Here is a 17,640-nt window from a genome sequence, read left to right as displayed (position 1 = left end):
GAAGTCCGGTACGCAGACCACGCGACCGGGGTCACGGAGGGACACGATGGGACAGCGGGCCGACGGACCGGACCGGGCACACCGGCGCCCGGAGGGAGTGAGTGACGCCACGGTCGAGGCGCTGGGCAAGCTCAGCGAGGCCCTGGAGTGCGTCGAGCGGGCCCGCGGCCACCTGTACGAGCTGCACCAGCTCATCGGCCACGCCGACCTGATGCTCGACGACGCGGTGGAGATGTTCCGCGCCGCCGGTCACCCGGCGCTCGCCGAGCGGATCGACAGGGAACTGCTCGGCCGCAACGTCATCGCCGGGCGGTGGACGTTCCAGATCGTCGAGGACTTCGACGACGGGTACTACGCGCTCTTCCGGGAGCTGGACCGGCAGGCCCGCGACGAACTGGTCGAGGGCCGGCGGCACCTCTACGAGGCGGAGATGAAGGAGCGCCGCCGCAGCCGGGGGATGCCGGGGCACGAGGCGCGCCCCGGCACGCGCTGACTCAGTCGGAGGAGCGGGCGTCGGCCGGGCGGCGGCGGGCGCCGTCGTCGGCGATGATCACGGTCGCGACCATCAGCGCCACCACCAGGCTGAACAGCCAGGAGCTGTCCTCGGTGAACCGGGCGGAGACCGGAGCCTGGAGCGCGGCGAGCAGGAAGCCCAGCCACGCGAGCTTGCGCTGACGGTTGGAGAGGAAACCGGAGCCCTGTTGCATCCCGAAAGTCTTGCGCGCATCAGGGGGAGTGCCGTCAGCCGTTCGGCCGATTCTAGATGGGCTGTCCGTTTTCCCGGCCGTCCGTACCGCACTTTTTGTCGTTTCGGCCGAGCATGAATCCGGCGGCTGCGGGCATCGGCACGGGTGCCGCAGCCGCCGGCGGATCACATGCTGTCGGGGCCGGTCCGCCCGATCGTCGACGGCCGGTAGGCCCGGTCCGCATCGGTCATCTCACGCCGCTCGGCCTCCGGGCCGGCGCCCCGGTCCACCGCCTCCGGGCCGTGCCCGAACGCGGCCTCCTCGCCGGCGTCGTTGGCGGTGACGTCGTCGCCCTGGCCGTCCGTGGCCGACCGGGCGATGGCCTGGTCCAGCTCGTGCAGGGGAGTGCGGTCCTCGTCGCGCCACACGTGGCGGTCGTTGTCGGTCATTCCCCTGCGGTACCCGGACCGGATGATCGCAAACGGCCGGACACGGCGATGGCCGCCGGCACCGCCGGCGGCCATCGAAACTCGGGTACGGGGGAGGTGGCGCAGGGGGTGGGGCGGTCGACAGCGCCGCGCCAGGCGCCGGTCTCCTGACCGCGCCGCTCGATGAACTGCTTGAACCGCTCCAGGTCGCCCTTGGCGCGCCGGTCGACCACGCCCAGCTTGTCGCCGGCCTGCTCGACCACGCCGTGCGGCTCGAACTCCATCTGGAGCGTGACCCGGGTGTGCCCCTCGTCGAGGCGGTGGAAGGTCACCACGCCCGCCTGCTGGGTGCCCCCGGTGGAGCGCCAGGCCACCCGCTCGTCCGGCAGCTGCTCGGTGATCTCGGCGTCGAACTCGCGCTTCACGCCCGCGATCTCGACGGTCCAGTGGGTCATCGTGTCGGAGAGCTGCCGCACCTCCTGCACGCCGTCCATGAAGTGCGGGAACTCCTCGAACTGGGTCCACTGGTCGTACGCGGTCCGGATCGGGACGTCCACGTCCACGTGCTCGGTAACGCCACTCATGTCGGGGTTCCTCCTCTTCCGCCGGTGTGTCTCGTACGGGCCGTGGGCCGGCCCGCTCACCAGCGCGTCGTCTCGTTCCTGTGCCCGAGTGCGGCCCACACCTCGGAGATCGTCTCGTAGTGGGCGCCCGCGGGCAGGGTCTCCAGGGCGGCGACGATGTCCGTCGGCGCCTCGTTCTCCCGCGCGTTTGCCAGCAGCGCCTCCCGGTCACCGGGCAGGGCGGTCATGGTGATGAACCGTCCCAGCCGGCTGCGCGCCTCGACGTCCTCGGAGCTCATGCCCTGCGGCGTGCCGCTGCGCAGCTCCCCGGCGGGCGCCGTGGTGGCCTCCGGCTGGTCCTCGCCGGCCGGCTCGGGGATCCGGAACTCCTCGGCCCGCGAACCGCCGGTCCCGGTGCTCTGGACGAGACCGCTGACCTCGCTGCTCATCTGGTCGTCGACCCTGGGCGAGTGCTTGCTGCTGCCACGTTCCATGCCTTGGGAGATGCCCCGGGGGATCGCCGGTAAACCGCCGCGGGCCGGGAGAGCCGGTCATCCGGGCGGCAACCGGTCGGCCGTCTTCTCCCCGTCCGCCTTCTCGTCCTCGGCCGGGGCGCGCGGCGGCAGCACCGGGTCGTCCGGCTCCTCGACCCCCGCCTGCATCGCCCGCCCGCGTTGCAGCTCGGCGTTCACCTGCACGCCGAGCATCAGCGCGCAGTTGGACAGGTAGAGCCACACCAGGAACGCGATGACCGCGCCGAGACTGCCGTACGTGACGTCGTACGAGCCGAAGTTCGCCACGTACAGGCCGAAGCCGAAGGAGGCGAGCACCCAGGCCACGAGCGCCAGCGCGCCGCCCGGGGTGAGCCAGCGGAACCGCGGCTGGCGGACGTTCGGCGCGATCCAGAACAGCAGCGACAGCAGCGTCATCGCGACCACGGCGAGCAGCGGCCACTTCGCCACCGACCATGTCGTGCGGGCCACCGCCCCGGCGTGCAGCAGGTCACCCACCGCGTCGGTGACCGGGCCGCTGACGATCAGCCCGGTGGCCACCACCGCCAGCAGCACGATCGTCACCGCGGCCATGCCGATCTGCAACGGGCGCAGCCGGTAGAACGGCCGTCCCTCCCGTACCCCGTAGATCGCGTTGGAGGCGCGGGTGAACGCGCCGATGAACCCGGACGCGGACCAGAGGGCGCCGAGCAGACCGAAGCTGAGCAGCACCTTCGCCGAGCCCTGCTGCTCGACCACGTTGCGCACCACGCCCACGAACGTGTCGTTGCCGACCACCGAGCCGGCGCCGATCTCCCGGGCCAGGTCGATCACGGTGTCGACGGTGCGCGGGCCGTCGGAGACCAGGCCGACCAGCGCGACCACCACGATCGTGGACGGGAACAGGGCCAGCACGCCGTAGTAGGTGAGCGCCGCGGCCCAGTCCGCGCAGTTGTCGGTGACGAAGCCCTTGCCGCTGCGTACCAGCACGCCGCGCCAGGTGCGCCAGTTGAGCTGGCGGATCCGGCGGGGGAGACGGGACCGCGTCCGGCCGTCGACCGTCTGTGGTGTCGTCACGGTCATGTCCGCCTCCTCCAGGCCCCGCCACCGGGCGTGGCCGGGCGGTACCCCCGGGGGGAAATCGACAAACCGGGTGCCGGTTTGCCCGCCGGGCGGGAGGGAACCACACCAGACACCCGATCGAGACTCCAGGAGGAGGACGAGATGCCCGGGCGCGAGGTACTGCCCAGCACGCTGCGGCGCTCCCCGGCGAAGGCGCAGCGGACCTGGGAGAAGACGCACGACTCGGCGGTCGAGACGTACGGCGAGGGGGAGCGGGCGCACCGCACCGCCTTCGCCGCGGTCAAGCACGAGTTCGAGAAGGTGGGCGACCACTGGGAGCCCAAGGGCCGCAAGGGGCCCAGCGACAAGCAGGCCGAAGGCGGCGGCCCGGCCCGGCGCGCGCCGACGGCCGGCGGGGTGGACGCCAACGCCACCAAGGACCACCTCATGGAGGTGGCGAAGAAACTGGACGTGCGTGGCCGGTCCCGGATGACCAAGCCGGAACTGGTCACGGCGATCGAGAAGGCCAACAACAACGCGACCCGCAAGGCCCGCGGGGGTCGCTGACCCCTGGGGGTACGCGTCGAGCCCGGGACCGCCTCGGTCCCGGGCTCGCTGTGTGCCGTCTCACCAGTGGCCGCCGCCCGGCGCCTCCAGGTGCACCGCCTTGACGGTGCTGAACTCGTCCAGCAGCTCCGGGCCGTACCCGAAGCCCTGGCCACTGCCCCGGCGCGGCTGGGCCGCGCCACCCGGCGCCCCGCCGAACACCGAATTGATCTTCACGGTGCCGACCGGCAGTTCCCGCCAGGCGCGCTGGGCGTGGCTCATCGAGCCGGTCAGCACTGTGGCGGCCAGCCCGTACGGGGAGTCGGCCGCGCAGCGCAGCCCCTCGCTGAACGAGTCGACCACCACCACCGGGGCTACCGGCCCGAACGTCTCCTCCCGGACCAGCGCCATGTCGTGGCGGCAGCCCTCGACCACGGTGGCCGGGTAGAACGCGCCCGGTCCGTCCGGCAGCACACCGCCGGCGCGTACCCGGGCACCGTCGGCGAGCGCGGCGGTCACCTGCCCGTGCACGTGGTCCCGGTGCCGCCGGTCCACGAGTGGCGCGAGCTGTGTGCCCGGGTCACGGCCGGGGCCCACTGTGAGCGCCTCGGCGCGCGCCACGAGCGCGTCCAGGAAGCCCTCGGCGACGTCGCGGTGCACGTAGATCCGCTCCACCGCCACGCAGATCTGACCGGCGTTGGCGAAGCAGCCGAGCGCCGCCTGTTCGGCCGCCCAGATCGGGTCGACGTCCGCGTCCACCACGAGCGGATCGCTGCCGCCGTTCTCCAGCAGCACCTTCGCCCCGGTACGCGCGCCCGCGGCGGCGATCACCCGGCCGGTCGCAGTGGAACCGACGTGCGCGATGACGTCCAGCTCCTGCCCGGCCAGCGCGGCGCCCACCTCGCCGCCGCCGGTGATCAGCGACAGCACCCCGGCCGGCAACGCCGAGTCCAGCGCGCGGGCGAGCAGCCAGCCGGTGGCAGGGGTCCGCTCGCTCGGCTTGTAGACCACCACGTTGCCGGTGACCAGCGCCGCGCCGAGCAGGCCGCAGGACACCGCCACCGGGTCGTTCCACGGGGTGATCGCGGCGACCACGCCGCGCGGCTCGGGAGCCATGAAGTCCAGCGCGCCGTGCGCGCCGTGCAGCGTCCGGCCGCCCCGTAGCGGGGCCAGCTCGGCGTACTGTCGCAGCGTGCCGACGCCCGCCGCCACCCCGCCCCGCGCGTCGTCGAGCGGCTTGCCCATCTCCGCCGTGGTCGCCTCGGCCAACTCGTCGGCCGCCGCCTCGACGGCGTCCGCCGCCCGGTGCAGCGCCGCGGCCCGGTCCGCGGGCGCGGTCGCGGCCCACTCCGCCGCCACGCCCCGGGCCGCCTCCACCGCCTTGGCCACCTCGTCGGCCGTCGCGACCGGCGTCCGCGTCACCGGCGACCCGTCCGCCGGATCGTGGACGACCAGCTCGCCGCCCTCGCCGCCGGCGCCCCACACTCCACCAATGAGCTGCGCAACCGTGTACATGCGGCCGTGCTTGCCCCGGCATGGGCTGGGCAAACGCGTTTCGCCCGGTGACCGGCCGGGTAGGCGGATCGGATGACCTCCACCGCAGACGCCGTCGTCATCGGGGCCGGGCACAACGGGCTGGTGGCCGCGAACCTGCTGGTGGACGCCGGCTGGGACGTCGAGGTCCTGGAGGCCACCGAGGCGCCCGGCGGGGCCGTCCGCTCCGCGTACGTGACCGCGCCCGGTTACCTCAGCGACCTCTACAGCTCCTTCTACCCGCTCGGCTACGCCTCCCCGGTGCTCGACGGGCTGGGCCTGGAACGGCACGGCCTGTCCTGGACGCACGCGCCGGACGTGCTGGCGCACCTGCTACCGGACGGCCGGGCCGCCGTGGTCAACCGCGACCTGGACGCCACCGCCGCCTCGCTGGAGGCGTTCGCGCCCGGCGACGGGGAGCGCTGGCGGCACGCGTACGCCGACTGGTGCCAGGTCTCCGAGCCGATGTTGCAGACGATCACCACCCCGTTCCCGCCGGTACGCGGCGGACTGGGCCTGCTGCGGCAGCTCCGGGTCGGCGGCGCGCTCCGGCTCGCCCGCCGCCTCGTGCTCCCGGTCCGCAAGCTCGGCGCGGAGCTGTTCGAGGGCGAGGGCGGCACTGTGCTGCTGGCCGGATGCGCCCTGCACACCGACCTGTCCCCGGAGGAGGCCGGCTCCGGCGTGTACGGCTGGCTGCTCGCCATGCTCGGCCAGCAGGTGGGCTGGCCGGTACCGGTGGGCGGCGCCCAGAAGATCACCGACGCGCTGGTGGCGCGGCTGGTCGAGCGGGGCGGGCGGATCACGTACGGCGCCCGGGTCGAGCGGGTGCTCACCGCCCGGGGCCGGGCGATGGGCGTACGCACCGCAGGCGGCACCGACTGGCGGGCGCGGCGCGCTGTGCTCGCCGACGTACCAGCGCCTGCGCTCTTCCTCGACCTGGTCGGCGCGGCGGCGCTGCCGCCCCGGATGGTCGAGGACCTGGCGCACTTCAAGTGGGACGGCTCCACGCTCAAGGTCGACTGGGCGCTGTCCGCGCCGGTGCCGTGGAAGAACCGCGACCTGGCCGGCGCCGGCACCGTGCACCTGGGCGCCGACCTCGACGGCCTCACCACGTACGCGGCCGAGCTGGCCCGCGGCGAGCTGCCACGGGATCCGTTCCTGCTGGTGGGACAGATGTCGGTGGCCGACCCGAGTCACTCACCGCCCGGCACCGAGTCGCTCTGGTCCTACACCCACCTGCCGTTCCGCCGGAACTGGCGGGCCGAGGAGGTGGCGGGGCACGTGGAGCGGATGGAGGAGGTGCTGGAGACGGCGGCGCCGGGTTTCCGGGCGTCGATCGTCGGGCGCCACGTGGCCGGCCCGGCCGACCTGGAGGCCGCCGAGCCGAGCCTGGTCGGGGGAGCGCTGGGCGGCGGCACTGCCGCGGCGTACCAGCAGTTGTTCCTGCGGCCGATCCCCGGGCTGGGCCGGGCCGACACCCCGGTCGACCGGCTCTACCTGGCCAGCGCCTCCGCCCACCCGGGCGGCGGCGTCCACGGCGCGCCGGGGGCGAACGCGGCGCGGGCCGCGCTGGCACGCGACCGGGCCGTCACCGGCGCGGTGTACGCCCGGACGATCGCCGCCGCCCACCGCACCGTCTACCGCTGACCCGACCGCGCCTCCACCCGGATGCAGCCGTAGATCTTGGTACGAAAGTGCCCCTGTGGGGGCCGTTTCCTACCAAGATCTGCGAGCTGTTCGCGACGAGGCGCTCAAGCGGTGTCGGCTGACCGCCGACTGCGCCGACGGCTGATCGCCGCCGCGCAATCGACGGCTGACGACCGTTCACGGTGCGTCACGCTGAGTATTCGGCGCTGCCCCGGCGGTATCAACGCATCACCGCCTTTGCTCTGCACCCGCATACGCATCGGTCACGCAGCGTGTCCGCAGCGGGCGCCCGGCGAAACGGTGTCCCGGACAGCGTCCCTGCTCAGGGCGGTGCTGCGCCGATGGCTGCAGAGCAAAGGGGCCGACGAGGAAAGTGGCGGGACGACCGCGCCCTCACGCACGGTGACAATGACGCAGCGTGAGGGCGCGGTGGACGTGCGGGAGAGGGGGTCAGGAGTCCAGGTTGCGGTGCCGGCTGCGCAGCTTGAACGGCATCAGCGCGCTCTCGATCTTCGTGGCGGTGGTCATCTTCGAGTCGCCGTCGCGGCGCTCCTCGAAGCGGATCGGCACCTCCAGGATCGTGTGGCCGAGCTTGGTGGCGAGGTAGTGCATCTCCACCTGGAAGCTGTAGCCGTTGGACTGCACCCGGTCCAGCCCGATCGCGCGCAGCGCATCCGCCCGCCAGATCTTGAAGCCGGCGGTCAGGTCGCGGATGCGTACCCGCAGCAGCGTGTGCACGTACAGGTTCGCCCAGCCGCTGAGCGCGCGCCGGTACAGCGGCCAGTTCTCGTCCAGCTCACCGCCGGGCACGTAGCGCGAGCCGATGACCACCGAAGCCTGGGTGGACAGCAGCGCGCCGAGCATGCCGGGCAGCGCCTCCGGCGGGTGCGACAGGTCGGCGTCCATCTGCGCGACGAAGTCCGCGCCGTCGTCGAGCGCCCGGCCGATGCCGTCCACGTACGCCCGGCCGAGACCCTCCTTGCCCGGGCGGTGCAGCACCGTCACCCGGTCCGGGTGCTCGATGGCCAGCTTGTCGGCGACCTCGCCGGTACCGTCCGGGGAGTTGTCGTCGGCGACCAGCACCTTCAGCCCCGGCAGCGGCAGCGCGAGGAGGCGCTCGACCAGCACCGGGAGGTTGCCCGCCTCGTTGTAGGTCGGAACGACGACGGTCAGGCGCGCATCCCCCCACGGGGAGGGTAACTGCACGGGTTCGATCATCACGGACATCCTCGGTCAGCCGACAGGTTCACCTGAGAGGGTAGCCAGTCCCTCGCGCGGCAGCCGCACAGACGCCCCGCCACCGATCGATCACCGCTCCGGCTTCTGCCTCGTCGCGATGTCGGACAGCCGGGCAAGCGTCTCCCGGTTGCGAAGATGCAGCACCAGGTCGTTGAGCTTGGTCCGGACCCACCGCAGCGGGCCGGCGGCGAAGTCCTCGCCGATCGTCACCCGGGTCCTGCCGTCGTCCAGCGGCTCCAGGGCGAACGCCACGATCGCCTCCCCGGCCGGCCACAGCCCGGCGCGCAGCACCAGCCGGTGCGGCGCCTGGCACTCCAGCACCGTCGACTTGTCCTGGAGCGAGAACGGCCACGGCCCGGCCCGGTGGTGCAGCCGGCTGCCGACGCGCGGCCACGTGTCGTCCACGTCCCGCACGTGCGCGGTGCCCACCACCCAGTCGCTGTACGTCCACCCGTCCGCGAGCACCTCGAAGACCTGCTCCGGGGGCGCGTCGATCACCTTCTCCACAACCGCCATCACCGAGCGGTACCCCGGCACGGGCCGTCGCTAACGGCGATCCGGGTTAGCTTCTCCGGGGCGGCGGGTATCGCCGGACCGGGCCGGTCGTGGCAGGCGTGCACCCGGCTGTGCGGCACCGGCGGGGCGGCCTGGCGCCGACGTCGACGTTTACTCCTCGGGGCCTCGGGAACCCGCCGCCCGTGCGACGGGACCACGAGCGGGATCAGTGCAGGTCAGCCCGGGTTGACCCGGGTGCTGACCGGTTCCCGTCCGGCCTGTACGACGCGGTCCTGCTGGACCGGGACGGCACGCTGGTGGAGGACGTGCCGTACAACGGCGACCCGGAGAAGGTCCGGCCGGTGCCGGGCGCCCGGGAGGCGCTGGACCGGTTGCGGGCGGCCGGGTTGCGGCTGGCGGTGGTCACCAACCAGTCCGGCCTGGCCCGGGGCTGCTTCACGGCGCACGACCTGCGCCTGGTCAACGCCCGGGTGGAGGAACTGCTCGGGCCGTTCGACCACTGGGCGATCTGCCCGCACGCCGAGGCCGACGGGTGCGTCTGCCGCAAGCCCGCGCCCGGCCTCGTGCACGAGGCCGCGGCCGCGCTCGGGACCACGCCGACCCGCTGCGTGCTGATCGGGGACATCGGCGCGGACACGGCAGCCGCCGCCGCGGCCGGCGCTGCGGCGATCATGGTGCCCACGCCCGCCACCCGGGCCGCCGAGGTGGCTGCCGCGCCCACTGTCGCGGCCGACCTGCCGGACGCGGTGGGCATCGTGCTGGCCCGGATGCGCCTGACGGCCGCGCCGCAGCCCGCGCGCCGGTCACGCCGGGACACGGTGCTGGTGGTGCGCAGCGACGCGGCGGGCGACGTGCTGGTGACCGGGCCGGGCATCCGGGCGGTCGCGGCCGGAGCGCAGCGGGTGGTGCTGCTGTGCGGGCCACGTGGCCGGGCCGCCGCCGAACTGCTCCCAGGCGTGGACGAGATCATCGAGGCGCCGCTGCCGTGGATCGACGCGCCCGCCCCACCCGTCGACCCCGGCGCCGTGCGCGCGCTGACCGACCGGCTGTCGGAGGTACGCGCCGACGAGGCTGTCGTGTTCACCTCCTTCCACCAGTCCGCCCTGCCCCTGGCCCTGCTTCTGCGCCTGGCCGGGGTACCCCGGATCAGCGCCATCAGCGACGACTACCCCGGCAGCCTGCTCGACGTCCGCCACCGCGTCCCGGCAGGCGTACCCGAACCCGAACGCGCCCTGTCCCTCGCCGCCGCAGCCGGCTTCGCGCTGCCCGGCCACGACGAACCGGCGCTGCGCATCCGCACCGACCGGCTTCCGCCGCGCGCGGCCGACGCCGGGGCGCCCGGCTACGTGGTCCTGCACCCGGGCTCCTCGGTGGAGACCCGCGCCTGCCCCGAGGAACTGGCCACCCGCGTGGTCCGCGTGCTCGGCGCCGCAGGCTACCGGGTCGTGGTCACCGGCGGGCCGGACGAGCGGGAGCTGACCGCGCGCGTCGCCGCGGCGGGCGGCGTCGACCTGGGCGGGCGGACCGGGCTGGACGACCTGGCGGCGGTCATCGCCGGCGCCGGGGCGCTCGTGGTGGGCAACACCGGCCCGGCGCACCTGGCCGCCGCGCTCGGCGTGCCGGTGGTGAGCCTGTTCGCGCCGACGGTGCCGTTCGGGCAGTGGGGGCCCTACCGGGTGCCGACGGTGCGGCTGGGCGACGCGGGGGCGGCGTGCCGGGACACCCGCGCCACCGTCTGCCCGGTCCCCGGCCACCCGTGCCTGTCGGCTGTCGAGCCGGGACGGGTCCTGGAGGCGTTGCGGCTGCTCGGCGTGCCGGCGCCGGTGGCGGGCGGGGTGGCCGGATGAACATCCTGCTGTGGCACGTCCACGGGTCGTGGACGACCTCCTTCGTGCACGGCAAGCACCGCTACCTGGTGCCGGTCACGCCGGACCGGGGTCCGTACGGGCTGGGCCGGGCGCGCACCTACCCGTGGCCGGACAGCGCCGTCGAAGTCACTCCCGAAGACCTGCGCGACACCGACGTGGACCTGGTGATCCTGCAACGCCCGGAGGAACTCGACCTGGCGGCGGAGTGGCTCGGCCGCCGGCCGGGCCGGGACGTGCCGGCCATCTACGTCGAGCACAACACCCCGAAAGGCGACGTGCCGAACACCCGGCACCCGATGGCCGACCGCGACGACCTGCTGCTCACGCACGTCACCGCGTTCAACGAGCTGTTCTGGGACAACGGCGCGACCAGGACCACAGTCGTCGACCACGGCGTCGTACCGCCGAACGTCGAGTGGACCGGGGAACTCGACCGCCTCGCCGTGGTCATCAACGAGCCGGTACGCCGCTGGCGGGTCACCGGCACCGACCTGCTCGCCCGGTTCGCCGCGCTGGCGCCGCTGGACGTCTACGGCATGAAGGTGGACGGTCTCGCCGCCCACCTCGGCCTGCCCGAGGACCGGCTGACCAGCCACGACGACGTACCCCAGCACGCCATGCACGCCGAACTCGCCAAACGGCGCGCGTACCTGCACCTGTGCCGCTGGACCTCACTCGGCCTCAGCCTCGTCGAGGCCATGACCATGGGCATGCCCGTGGTGGCACTGGCCACGACCGAGGCGGTGGAGGCGGTGCCGCCTGCCGCGGGCGCGCTGTCCACCCGCGTCGACACGCTCGTCGACGCCGCCCGTGGCCTGCTGGACGACCCGGAGTCCGCCCGCCGGGCGGGCGCCGTGGCCCGGGCCGCCGCCCGGGACCGCTACGGCCTGGATCGATTCCTCGCCGACTGGGACCGGCTGCTGGAGGAGGAAGTATGCGCATCGCGATGATCTCGGAGCATGCCAGCCCGCTCGCCGTCCTCGGCGGGGAGGACGCCGGTGGCCAGAACACGCATGTCGCGGAGCTCTCCGCCGCGCTCGCGGCCGCCGGTCACGACGTGCGCGTCTACACCCGCCTCGACGCGGTGGACCTGCCGGTGAGCGTCCGCACCCCGGACGGGTACGAGGTGGTCCACGTACCGGCCGGGCCGGCCGAACCGGTGGCCAAGGACGACCTGCTGCCGTACATGCCGTCGTTCGGGCAGTGGCTGGCCGACCGGTGGCGCACCGGCGACTGGCAGCCCGAGGTGGTGCACGCGCACTTCTGGATGAGCGGGCTGGCGGGTCTCGCCGCGGCCCGCCGCGCGGGCGTGCCGATGGTGCAGACGTACCACGCGCTCGGCACCGTCAAGCGCCGCCACCAGGGCGTGCAGGACACCAGCCCGCCGGGCCGGGTCGAGCACGAGCGGAAGCTGGGCCGCTCGGTGGACCGGGTGGTCGCCCAGTGCCAGGACGAGGTCGCCGAACTGGTCCGGATGGGCGTGCCCCGGTCCCGAATGACTGTCGTGCCGTCGGGGGTGAACCTCACGACGTTCTCCCCGCTCGGCCCGGTCGCCGACCGTGACGGCGGCCGGGCCCGCGTCCTCACCGTCGGCCGGCTGGTCGAACGCAAGGGCTTCCAGGACGTCATCCGGGCCGTCGCCGAGGTGCCGGATGCCGAGTGCGTCGTCGTCGGCGGGCCGCCGGCCGGGCTGCTGGAGACCGACCCGTACGCGTTGCGCCTGCGCGCGCTGGCCCACTCGCTCGGCGTCGCCGACCGGGTACGGCTGGTCGGCGCGGTCCCCCGGGAGGAGATGGGCCGCTGGTACCGGTCGGCCGACGTGCTCGTGGCCGCCCCCTGGTACGAGCCGTTCGGGCTCACCCCGCTGGAGGCGATGGCCTGCGGCGTACCGGTGGTCGCGACGGCTGTCGGCGGGCTGATCGACACGGTGGTGGCCGGACGCACCGGCGACCTGGTGCCACCCCGGGAGCCGGCGGCGCTCGGCGCGGCGATCCGGGGTCTGCTCGGCGACCGGATCCGCCGCTTCGCCTACGCCACCGCCGCGCTGGAGCGGGCACGCACCCGCTACTCCTGGGCCACCACCGCGGACCGCCTCACCGAGCTGTACGGCGAGGTGGCCACCGTGCGCCGCCCGACCCGGGTGGTCGCCTGATGACGGCCGGGACGCCGGCCGCCGGCGCGACGGTGCTGGAGGACCACCTGAGCCTGCTGGCCGCCGCGTTGCTGCCGCTGCGGGAGGCGGAGCAGATGCTGGCCCGCTGGGGCGAGGAGCTGGCGCAGCGGCTCGCCGCCGGTGGCCGGTTGCTGGTGGCGGGCAACGGCGGCAGCGCCGCCGAAGCCCAGCACCTCACCGCCGAACTCGTCGGCAAACTCCGCCACGACCGCCAACCCCTCTCCGCCATCGCCCTGCACGCCGAGACCAGCGCCGTCACCGCCATCGCCAACGACTACGGATACGACGAAACCTTCGCCCGGCAGGTCCGCGCCCACGGCCGGCCCCACGACCACCTCCTGCTCATGACCACCAGCGGCGCCAGCACCAACCTCCTCACCGCCGCCCACGCCGCACACCAGGCGGGCCTGCGCTGCTGGGCCTTCACCGGACCCGCACCCAACCCCCTCGCCGACCTCTGCCACGAGCATCTGGCGATCGACTCGCCGGACGGGCAGGTGGTGCAGGAACTGCACCTGGTGGCCTCGCACGTGCTCTGCGAGTACGTCGAGCTGGCGCTGCCCGCCGCGCTCGCCGCCCAGCCGGCGGCCGGGCCGGTACGCGCGGGTGTCGAGGTCGTCGTCGGCGAGCCGGACCCGACGGCGACGGCCGGCCGGGGAGGCCCGGCATGAGGGGACCGGTGGTGGTGCTCGGTGACACGCTGCTGGACCGCGACGTCGAAGGTCTGGTGAACCGGCTCTGCCCGGACTCCCCGGTGCCGGTGCTGGACGAGACCGTATCCGTCGACCGGCCCGGTGGCGCCGGGCTGGCCGCCGTCTTCGCCGCCGCGCAGGGCGCCGAGGTCGCGCTGGTCACCGCCGTCGCCGACGACGCGGGCGGGGCCCGGCTGGGCACGTTGCTCGCCGCCGCCGGGGTCCGGTTGTACGCGCTTCCGCTGGCCGGCGCCACCCCGGAGAAGATCCGGCTGCGGGCGCGCGGACGGGTGCTGCTGCGCCACGACCGGGGCGGGAGCGCCGGTGCGCCCGGTCAGCCCAGCGACGCCGTGCTGCGGCTGATCGCCGACGCGTCCGCCGTGCTGGTGAGCGACTACGGCCGGGGCGTGGCCGGGCATCCGGCGCTGCGCGCGGCGCTGGCCGCAACCCGGGCGCCTGTGGTCTGGGATCCGCATCCGCGCGGGCCGGCCGCCGTACCCGGCGTGCACCTGGCCACCCCGAACGAGCCGGAGGCCCGCGAGCTGGCCAAGACGCCGCCGGGCGGCTCCCGCCTGGCCGTCGCGTCGCGTAGCGCGCACGCCTTGCGCCGCCGCTGGCAGGCGCGCGCGGTGGCGGTGACGCTCGGCGGCGACGGCGCGCTGCTCAGCCACGCCGGGTCCACGCCCCTGGTGGTGCCGGCGCCGCCCGCCGAGGGGGACACCTGCGGGGCCGGCGACCGGTTCGCGTCCACCGCGACGCTGGCCCTGGCCCGGGGCGCGCTCGTGTCCGAGGCGGTGCAGGAGGCGGTCACCGAGGCGTCGGCGTACGTGGCCGGCGGCGGCGTCGCCGCCGCGCTGCCCGCGCCGGTGCGGGCGGTCGCCCCGGCGGTGGTCACCGGCGGCGGGGACCGGATCGGCGCCGGGGCGGCCGGCGAGGTGGTGGCGCGGGTACGTGCGGCCGGCGGCACGGTGGTCGCCACCGGCGGCTGCTTCGACCTGCTGCACGCCGGGCACGTGGCGACGCTCCAGGCGGCCCGGCAGCTCGGCGACTGCCTGGTGGTCTGCCTCAACTCCGACGCCAGCGTGGCGGGGCTCAAGGGTCCGGAGCGCCCGGTCGTGCCGCAGGGCGACAGGGGGCGGCTGCTCGCCGCGCTCGGCTGCGTCGACGCGGTGCTGATCTTCGACGAGCCGACACCGGAGGCGGCGCTGTCCTGGCTGCGCCCCGACATCTGGGTCAAGGGCGGCGACTACGCCAGCGGCGGCGGCCCGGAGACCTTGCCCGAGACGGAGATCCTGGCCCGCTGGGGCGGTCACACGGTGGTCGTGCCGTACCTCGACGGGCGCTCGACCACCGACATGATCGCGGCGGCGCGGGCCGGGCGGGGCAGCGGCGGCTGGCCGGCCGCGTCGGGCGACCCGGCCGAGGCCGTCGCGCAGGTCCGGTCCACGGCGAAGGGAGCACGATGAACGAGCGACGCATCCGACCCGGCGCGGTCGCGCCCGCCGGTCCGACGGTGGCGGCGTGAGCGCCGGCGCGCCCGGAGCCGGGCCGACCGTCCTGGTCACCGGCGGCTCCAGCGGGCTCGGCGCGGCGGTGGTCGCCGCGGTGGCCCGCGCCGGTGGGCGCCCGCTGGTGCTGGACCGGCAGCGCCCCGCCGACGGGGTGCCCTGGGTCGAGTGCGACCTGGCCGACACCCGCGCCGCCGAGGCCGCCACCCGCGACCTCGCCGAACGCTCCGGCGGGCTGGACGCCGTGGTCACCGCCGCCGGGATGGACGTGCCCGGGAAGCTGGCCGACATCCCGGCCGAGACCTGGGAGCGGATCGTCACAGTGGACCTGCTCGCCACCGCCGCGGTGATCCGGGCCGCGCTGCCCTGGCTGGAGGCGTCCCGGGGCAGCATCGTCACTGTGGCCTCCACGCTCGGGGTGAAGGCGGTCAGCGATGCGACAGCGTACTGCGCGGCGAAGTTCGGGGTGGTGGGCTTCACCCGGGCGCTCGCCGCGGAACTCGCCGGCGCTGTCGGCGTGACGCTGCTGATCCCGGGCGGGATGCGGACCGCGTTCTTCGACGAGCGGGACGCGCAGTACCGCCCCGGCCCGGACGCGGTGCTCAACGAGCCGGCCGACACCGCCGCCGCCGTCATGTTCGCGCTGTCCCAGCCGGCCGGCTGCGCGGTACGCGAGATGGTGGTCTGCGCCGCGCAGGAGTCCTCGTACCCGTGATCCTGGTGCTGCGGGCGCTCGGGGTCGGCGACCTGGCCACCGCCGTGCCGGCGCTGCGTGGCCTGCGCGCCGGCCTGCCGGGCCGGGAGCTGGTGCTCGCCGCGCCGGGCTGGCTGGCGCCGCTGGCGGAGCTGACCGGGGCGGTCGACCGGGTGCTGCCCACCGCCGGGCCGGACCGGATCGCGTGGACCGGCCCGCCCCCCGAGGTGGCGGTCAACCTGCACGGCCGTGGGCCGCAGTCGCACCGGGCGCTGGCCGCCGTACGCCCCGGCCGGCTGCTCGCCCACAGCAACCCGGGCGCCGGGCACCCGGACGGCCCGGCCTGGGACGACGACGAGCACGAGGTCCGCCGCTGGTGCCGGCTGCTGCACGCGTACGGGCTGCCGGCCGACCCGGGGGACCTCGCGCTGCGGCGTCCGGCGTTGACCGGCGTACCGGCCGGGGTGACGCTGCTGCACCCGGGCGGCAAGATCCCGGCGAAGCGCTGGCCGGCGGACCGGTTCGCCGGGCTGGCCCGGGAGCTGGCCGCGCGCGGGCACCGGGTGGCGGTCACCGGCTCGCCGGACGAGCGGGCGCTGGCCGAGCGGGTCGCCCGCGACGCCGGGCTGCCGCCGGAGGCGGTGCTGGCCGGCCGGACCGGACTGGCCGAGATGGCCGCGCTCGTCGCGGGCGCGCGGCTGGTGGTCAGCGGGGACACCGGCGTGGCGCACCTCGCCACCGGCTACGGCACCGCGTCGGTGGTGCTGTTCGGCCCGGTGCCGGCGGCGCACTGGGGCCCGCCGCCGGACCGGCCCCGGCACCGGGCGCTGGGTGCGATCGAGCCCACGCCCGTCAACCCGGATTCGACCGGGTCAGGCGGGGTAGGAACCCACCCGACATTGGATGCCATCGGGATCGACGAGGTGGTGGCTGCGGTGGCAGACGTGGAACGGGTCTCCGGTGCGGTTGCGGCGTAGCGATCCGGGCCGGCCGGGATACGCGCGCCGGCGGCGCGGCAAGGGCTGGCTCTTCCTCGACCCGGCCGGCGAGCCGGTGCGCGACGCCGGGGAGCTGACCCGGCTGCGCGAGCTGGTGATCCCGCCCGCCTGGCGGGACGTGTGGATCTCGCCGTACCCGAACGGCCACATCCAGGCCACCGGCATCGACGCGGCGGGCCGCAAGCAGTACCTCTACCACCCGGGCTGGCGGCGCAAGCGCGACGAGGCCAAGTTCGACCACGTGCTGGAGGTGGCGCACCGGCTGCCCGCGCTGCGCGACCGGGTCACGCACGACCTGGCGCTGCGCGGCCTGCGCCGCGAACGGGTGCTGGCCACCGTCGCCCGGCTGCTCGACATGGGCGCGTTCCGGGTCGGCAGCGACCAGTACGCCACCGGCGACGACCCCACGTTCGGCGTGTCCACGCTGCGCCCTGAGCACGCCCGCTCCCGGGGCGGCTGCGTGGTGTTCGAGTTCCCGGCCAAGGGCGGCATCGACCAGGTCCGCCGGATCGAGGACGCCGAACTGTGCCGGGTGCTGCTCAACCTGCGCCGTCGCCGGCGCGCCCAGGAGCGGCTGTTCGGTTACTGGGACGGCCGCTCCTGGCGCGACGTGCGCAGCGACGAGGTGAACGACTACCTGCGCGACGCCAGCGGCGGCGAGATGACCGCGAAGGACTTCCGTACCTGGCATGCGACGGTGCTCGCCGCAGCCGAACTGGCCACTGTGGGTCCGCAGCGCTCCGCCACCGCCCGCAGGCGCGCCGTGGCGGGGGTGATGCGTTCGGTGGCCGAACTGCTCGGCAACACCCCGACTGTGGCCCGGACCTCGTACGTGGACCCGCGCGTGGTCGACCTCTACCACGACGGGGTGCTGGCGCCGGTGCAGCCGGAGATGCCGCGCGAGGCGGTGGAGAAGTCGGTGCTGGCGTTGCTGGAGGAGGAGGCCGGCTGACCGCCGACCGGCCCCGTCGGTCCTGGGGGGAAGCGCGACGGGGC

Annotated in this window: 18 protein-coding genes and 1 pseudogene; 11 read left to right on the top strand and 8 right to left on the bottom strand. The window is 75.0% G+C overall.

Features of this window, described 5'->3' with window-relative positions; all coding sequences use genetic code 11:
* Positions 1–46: 46 nt before the first annotated feature.
* A complete protein-coding gene (locus BFV98_RS08990; protein WP_013285386.1) occupies positions 47–493 on the top strand; it encodes a hypothetical protein in 447 nt (148 codons plus the stop codon).
* Between the two features lies 1 nt (position 494).
* Here BFV98_RS08990 and BFV98_RS08985 read toward each other — a convergent pair whose 3' ends face one another.
* The 5 genes and pseudogenes from BFV98_RS08985 to BFV98_RS08965 form a co-directional block, all read right to left on the bottom strand.
* Positions 495–707, bottom strand: a complete 213-nt coding sequence (locus tag BFV98_RS08985) for a hypothetical protein (protein ID WP_013285387.1) — start codon at positions 705–707, stop codon at positions 495–497.
* A 164-nt stretch (positions 708–871) separates the two neighbouring features.
* Positions 872–1,135, bottom strand: a complete 264-nt coding sequence (locus BFV98_RS08980; protein WP_030270328.1) for a hypothetical protein — start codon at positions 1,133–1,135, stop codon at positions 872–874.
* Between the two features lie 104 nt (positions 1,136–1,239).
* Positions 1,240–1,698: pseudogene (locus BFV98_RS08975) on the bottom strand (SRPBCC family protein); the annotation flags it as partial.
* Between the two features lie 56 nt (positions 1,699–1,754).
* The gene (locus BFV98_RS08970; RefSeq protein WP_071095812.1) at positions 1,755–2,171 is read right to left on the bottom strand and encodes a DUF2795 domain-containing protein; all 417 of its coding nucleotides are present in this window, start codon (positions 2,169–2,171) and stop codon (positions 1,755–1,757) included.
* A 57-nt stretch (positions 2,172–2,228) separates the two neighbouring features.
* Positions 2,229–3,251: a YihY/virulence factor BrkB family protein gene (locus BFV98_RS08965; RefSeq protein ID WP_071095810.1), complete on the bottom strand. Its 1,023-nt coding sequence runs from the start codon at positions 3,249–3,251 to the stop codon at positions 2,229–2,231.
* 141 nt (positions 3,252–3,392) lie between these two features.
* On the opposite strand from BFV98_RS08965, the gene BFV98_RS08960 reads away from it, so the two are divergent.
* Entirely contained in the window at positions 3,393–3,797 is a 405-nt protein-coding gene (locus BFV98_RS08960; protein ID WP_013285392.1) for a ChaB family protein, read from the top strand.
* Between the two features lie 60 nt (positions 3,798–3,857).
* Here the strand turns inward: BFV98_RS08960 and BFV98_RS08955 are convergent, their stop codons facing one another.
* The gene (locus BFV98_RS08955) at positions 3,858–5,291 is read right to left on the bottom strand and encodes an aldehyde dehydrogenase (protein ID WP_013285393.1); all 1,434 of its coding nucleotides are present in this window, start codon (positions 5,289–5,291) and stop codon (positions 3,858–3,860) included.
* 72 nt (positions 5,292–5,363) lie between these two features.
* Between BFV98_RS08955 and BFV98_RS08950 the strand changes: the two genes are divergently transcribed.
* On the top strand, positions 5,364–6,956 hold the full coding sequence (locus tag BFV98_RS08950) for an NAD(P)/FAD-dependent oxidoreductase (RefSeq protein ID WP_047892340.1): 1,593 nt from the start codon (positions 5,364–5,366) through the stop codon (positions 6,954–6,956).
* A 450-nt stretch (positions 6,957–7,406) separates the two neighbouring features.
* Here BFV98_RS08950 and BFV98_RS08945 read toward each other — a convergent pair whose 3' ends face one another.
* Positions 7,407–8,174, bottom strand: a complete 768-nt coding sequence (locus tag BFV98_RS08945; protein ID WP_013285395.1) for a polyprenol monophosphomannose synthase — start codon at positions 8,172–8,174, stop codon at positions 7,407–7,409.
* A 90-nt stretch (positions 8,175–8,264) separates the two neighbouring features.
* Positions 8,265–8,711 carry an SRPBCC family protein gene (locus tag BFV98_RS08940; protein WP_013474830.1) on the bottom strand — a complete coding sequence of 149 codons (447 nt, stop codon included), beginning with the start codon at positions 8,709–8,711 and terminating at the stop codon, positions 8,265–8,267.
* Positions 8,712–8,893: 182 nt separating this feature from the next.
* On the opposite strand from BFV98_RS08940, the gene BFV98_RS08935 reads away from it, so the two are divergent.
* The 8 genes from BFV98_RS08935 to BFV98_RS08900 are packed head-to-tail and all read left to right on the top strand — an operon-like array spanning position 8,894 to position 17,596.
* Positions 8,894–10,558: an HAD-IIIA family hydrolase gene (locus BFV98_RS08935; RefSeq protein ID WP_071095808.1), complete on the top strand. Its 1,665-nt coding sequence runs from the start codon at positions 8,894–8,896 to the stop codon at positions 10,556–10,558.
* On the top strand, positions 10,555–11,529 hold the full coding sequence (locus BFV98_RS08930; protein ID WP_013474832.1) for a glycosyltransferase: 975 nt from the start codon (positions 10,555–10,557) through the stop codon (positions 11,527–11,529). Before BFV98_RS08935 ends, BFV98_RS08930 begins: the two co-directional genes overlap by 4 nt.
* Positions 11,514–12,731 carry a glycosyltransferase gene (locus BFV98_RS08925; protein ID WP_013285399.1) on the top strand — a complete coding sequence of 406 codons (1,218 nt, stop codon included), beginning with the start codon at positions 11,514–11,516 and terminating at the stop codon, positions 12,729–12,731. Before BFV98_RS08930 ends, BFV98_RS08925 begins: the two co-directional genes overlap by 16 nt.
* Positions 12,731–13,423, top strand: a complete 693-nt coding sequence (locus BFV98_RS08920; protein ID WP_071095803.1) for an SIS domain-containing protein — start codon at positions 12,731–12,733, stop codon at positions 13,421–13,423. Before BFV98_RS08925 ends, BFV98_RS08920 begins: the two co-directional genes overlap by 1 nt.
* Positions 13,420–14,910, top strand: coding sequence for a PfkB family carbohydrate kinase (locus BFV98_RS08915; RefSeq protein ID WP_013285401.1), 1,491 nt, complete (start codon positions 13,420–13,422; stop codon positions 14,908–14,910). The genes BFV98_RS08920 and BFV98_RS08915 overlap by 4 nt, the downstream gene beginning before the upstream one ends.
* A gap of 55 nt (positions 14,911–14,965) precedes the next feature.
* Complete coding sequence (locus tag BFV98_RS08910; protein ID WP_013285402.1) at positions 14,966–15,667, top strand: SDR family oxidoreductase; 702 nt, start codon at positions 14,966–14,968, stop codon at positions 15,665–15,667.
* Positions 15,664–16,623 carry a glycosyltransferase family 9 protein gene (locus BFV98_RS08905; protein WP_013285403.1) on the top strand — a complete coding sequence of 320 codons (960 nt, stop codon included), beginning with the start codon at positions 15,664–15,666 and terminating at the stop codon, positions 16,621–16,623. Before BFV98_RS08910 ends, BFV98_RS08905 begins: the two co-directional genes overlap by 4 nt.
* Entirely contained in the window at positions 16,607–17,596 is a 990-nt protein-coding gene (locus BFV98_RS08900) for a DNA topoisomerase IB (protein ID WP_013285404.1), read from the top strand. The genes BFV98_RS08905 and BFV98_RS08900 overlap by 17 nt, the downstream gene beginning before the upstream one ends.
* The last annotated feature ends 44 nt before the right edge of the window (positions 17,597–17,640 follow it).

The organism is Micromonospora sp. WMMB235, from assembly GCF_001855515.1.
In the GTDB taxonomy this organism is placed as follows: domain Bacteria; phylum Actinomycetota; class Actinomycetes; order Mycobacteriales; family Micromonosporaceae; genus Micromonospora; species Micromonospora aurantiaca.
The sequence above is the reverse complement of the archived record's forward strand: the minus strand, read 5'-3'. Positions and strand labels throughout refer to the sequence as shown.

Bases quoted from the DNA above. Each gene is read 5' to 3' on its own strand.
- BFV98_RS08945 (WP_013285395.1), bottom strand. From the start codon at position 8,174: ATGATCGAACCCGTGCAGTTACCCTCCCCGTGGGGGGATGCGCGCCTG.
- BFV98_RS08920 (WP_071095803.1), top strand. From the start codon at position 12,731: ATGACGGCCGGGACGCCGGCCGCCGGCGCGACGGTGCTGGAGGACCAC.
- BFV98_RS08970 (WP_071095812.1), bottom strand. From the start codon at position 2,171: ATGGAACGTGGCAGCAGCAAGCACTCGCCCAGGGTCGACGACCAGATG.
- BFV98_RS08965 (WP_071095810.1), bottom strand. From the start codon at position 3,251: ATGACCGTGACGACACCACAGACGGTCGACGGCCGGACGCGGTCCCGT.
- BFV98_RS08960 (WP_013285392.1), top strand. From the start codon at position 3,393: ATGCCCGGGCGCGAGGTACTGCCCAGCACGCTGCGGCGCTCCCCGGCG.
- BFV98_RS08985 (WP_013285387.1), bottom strand. From the start codon at position 707: ATGCAACAGGGCTCCGGTTTCCTCTCCAACCGTCAGCGCAAGCTCGCG.
- BFV98_RS08915 (WP_013285401.1), top strand. From the start codon at position 13,420: ATGAGGGGACCGGTGGTGGTGCTCGGTGACACGCTGCTGGACCGCGAC.
- BFV98_RS08940 (WP_013474830.1), bottom strand. From the start codon at position 8,711: ATGGCGGTTGTGGAGAAGGTGATCGACGCGCCCCCGGAGCAGGTCTTC.
- BFV98_RS08950 (WP_047892340.1), top strand. From the start codon at position 5,364: ATGACCTCCACCGCAGACGCCGTCGTCATCGGGGCCGGGCACAACGGG.
- BFV98_RS08955 (WP_013285393.1), bottom strand. From the start codon at position 5,291: ATGTACACGGTTGCGCAGCTCATTGGTGGAGTGTGGGGCGCCGGCGGC.
- BFV98_RS08930 (WP_013474832.1), top strand. From the start codon at position 10,555: ATGAACATCCTGCTGTGGCACGTCCACGGGTCGTGGACGACCTCCTTC.
- BFV98_RS08980 (WP_030270328.1), bottom strand. From the start codon at position 1,135: ATGACCGACAACGACCGCCACGTGTGGCGCGACGAGGACCGCACTCCC.
- BFV98_RS08990 (WP_013285386.1), top strand. From the start codon at position 47: ATGGGACAGCGGGCCGACGGACCGGACCGGGCACACCGGCGCCCGGAG.
- BFV98_RS08925 (WP_013285399.1), top strand. From the start codon at position 11,514: ATGCGCATCGCGATGATCTCGGAGCATGCCAGCCCGCTCGCCGTCCTC.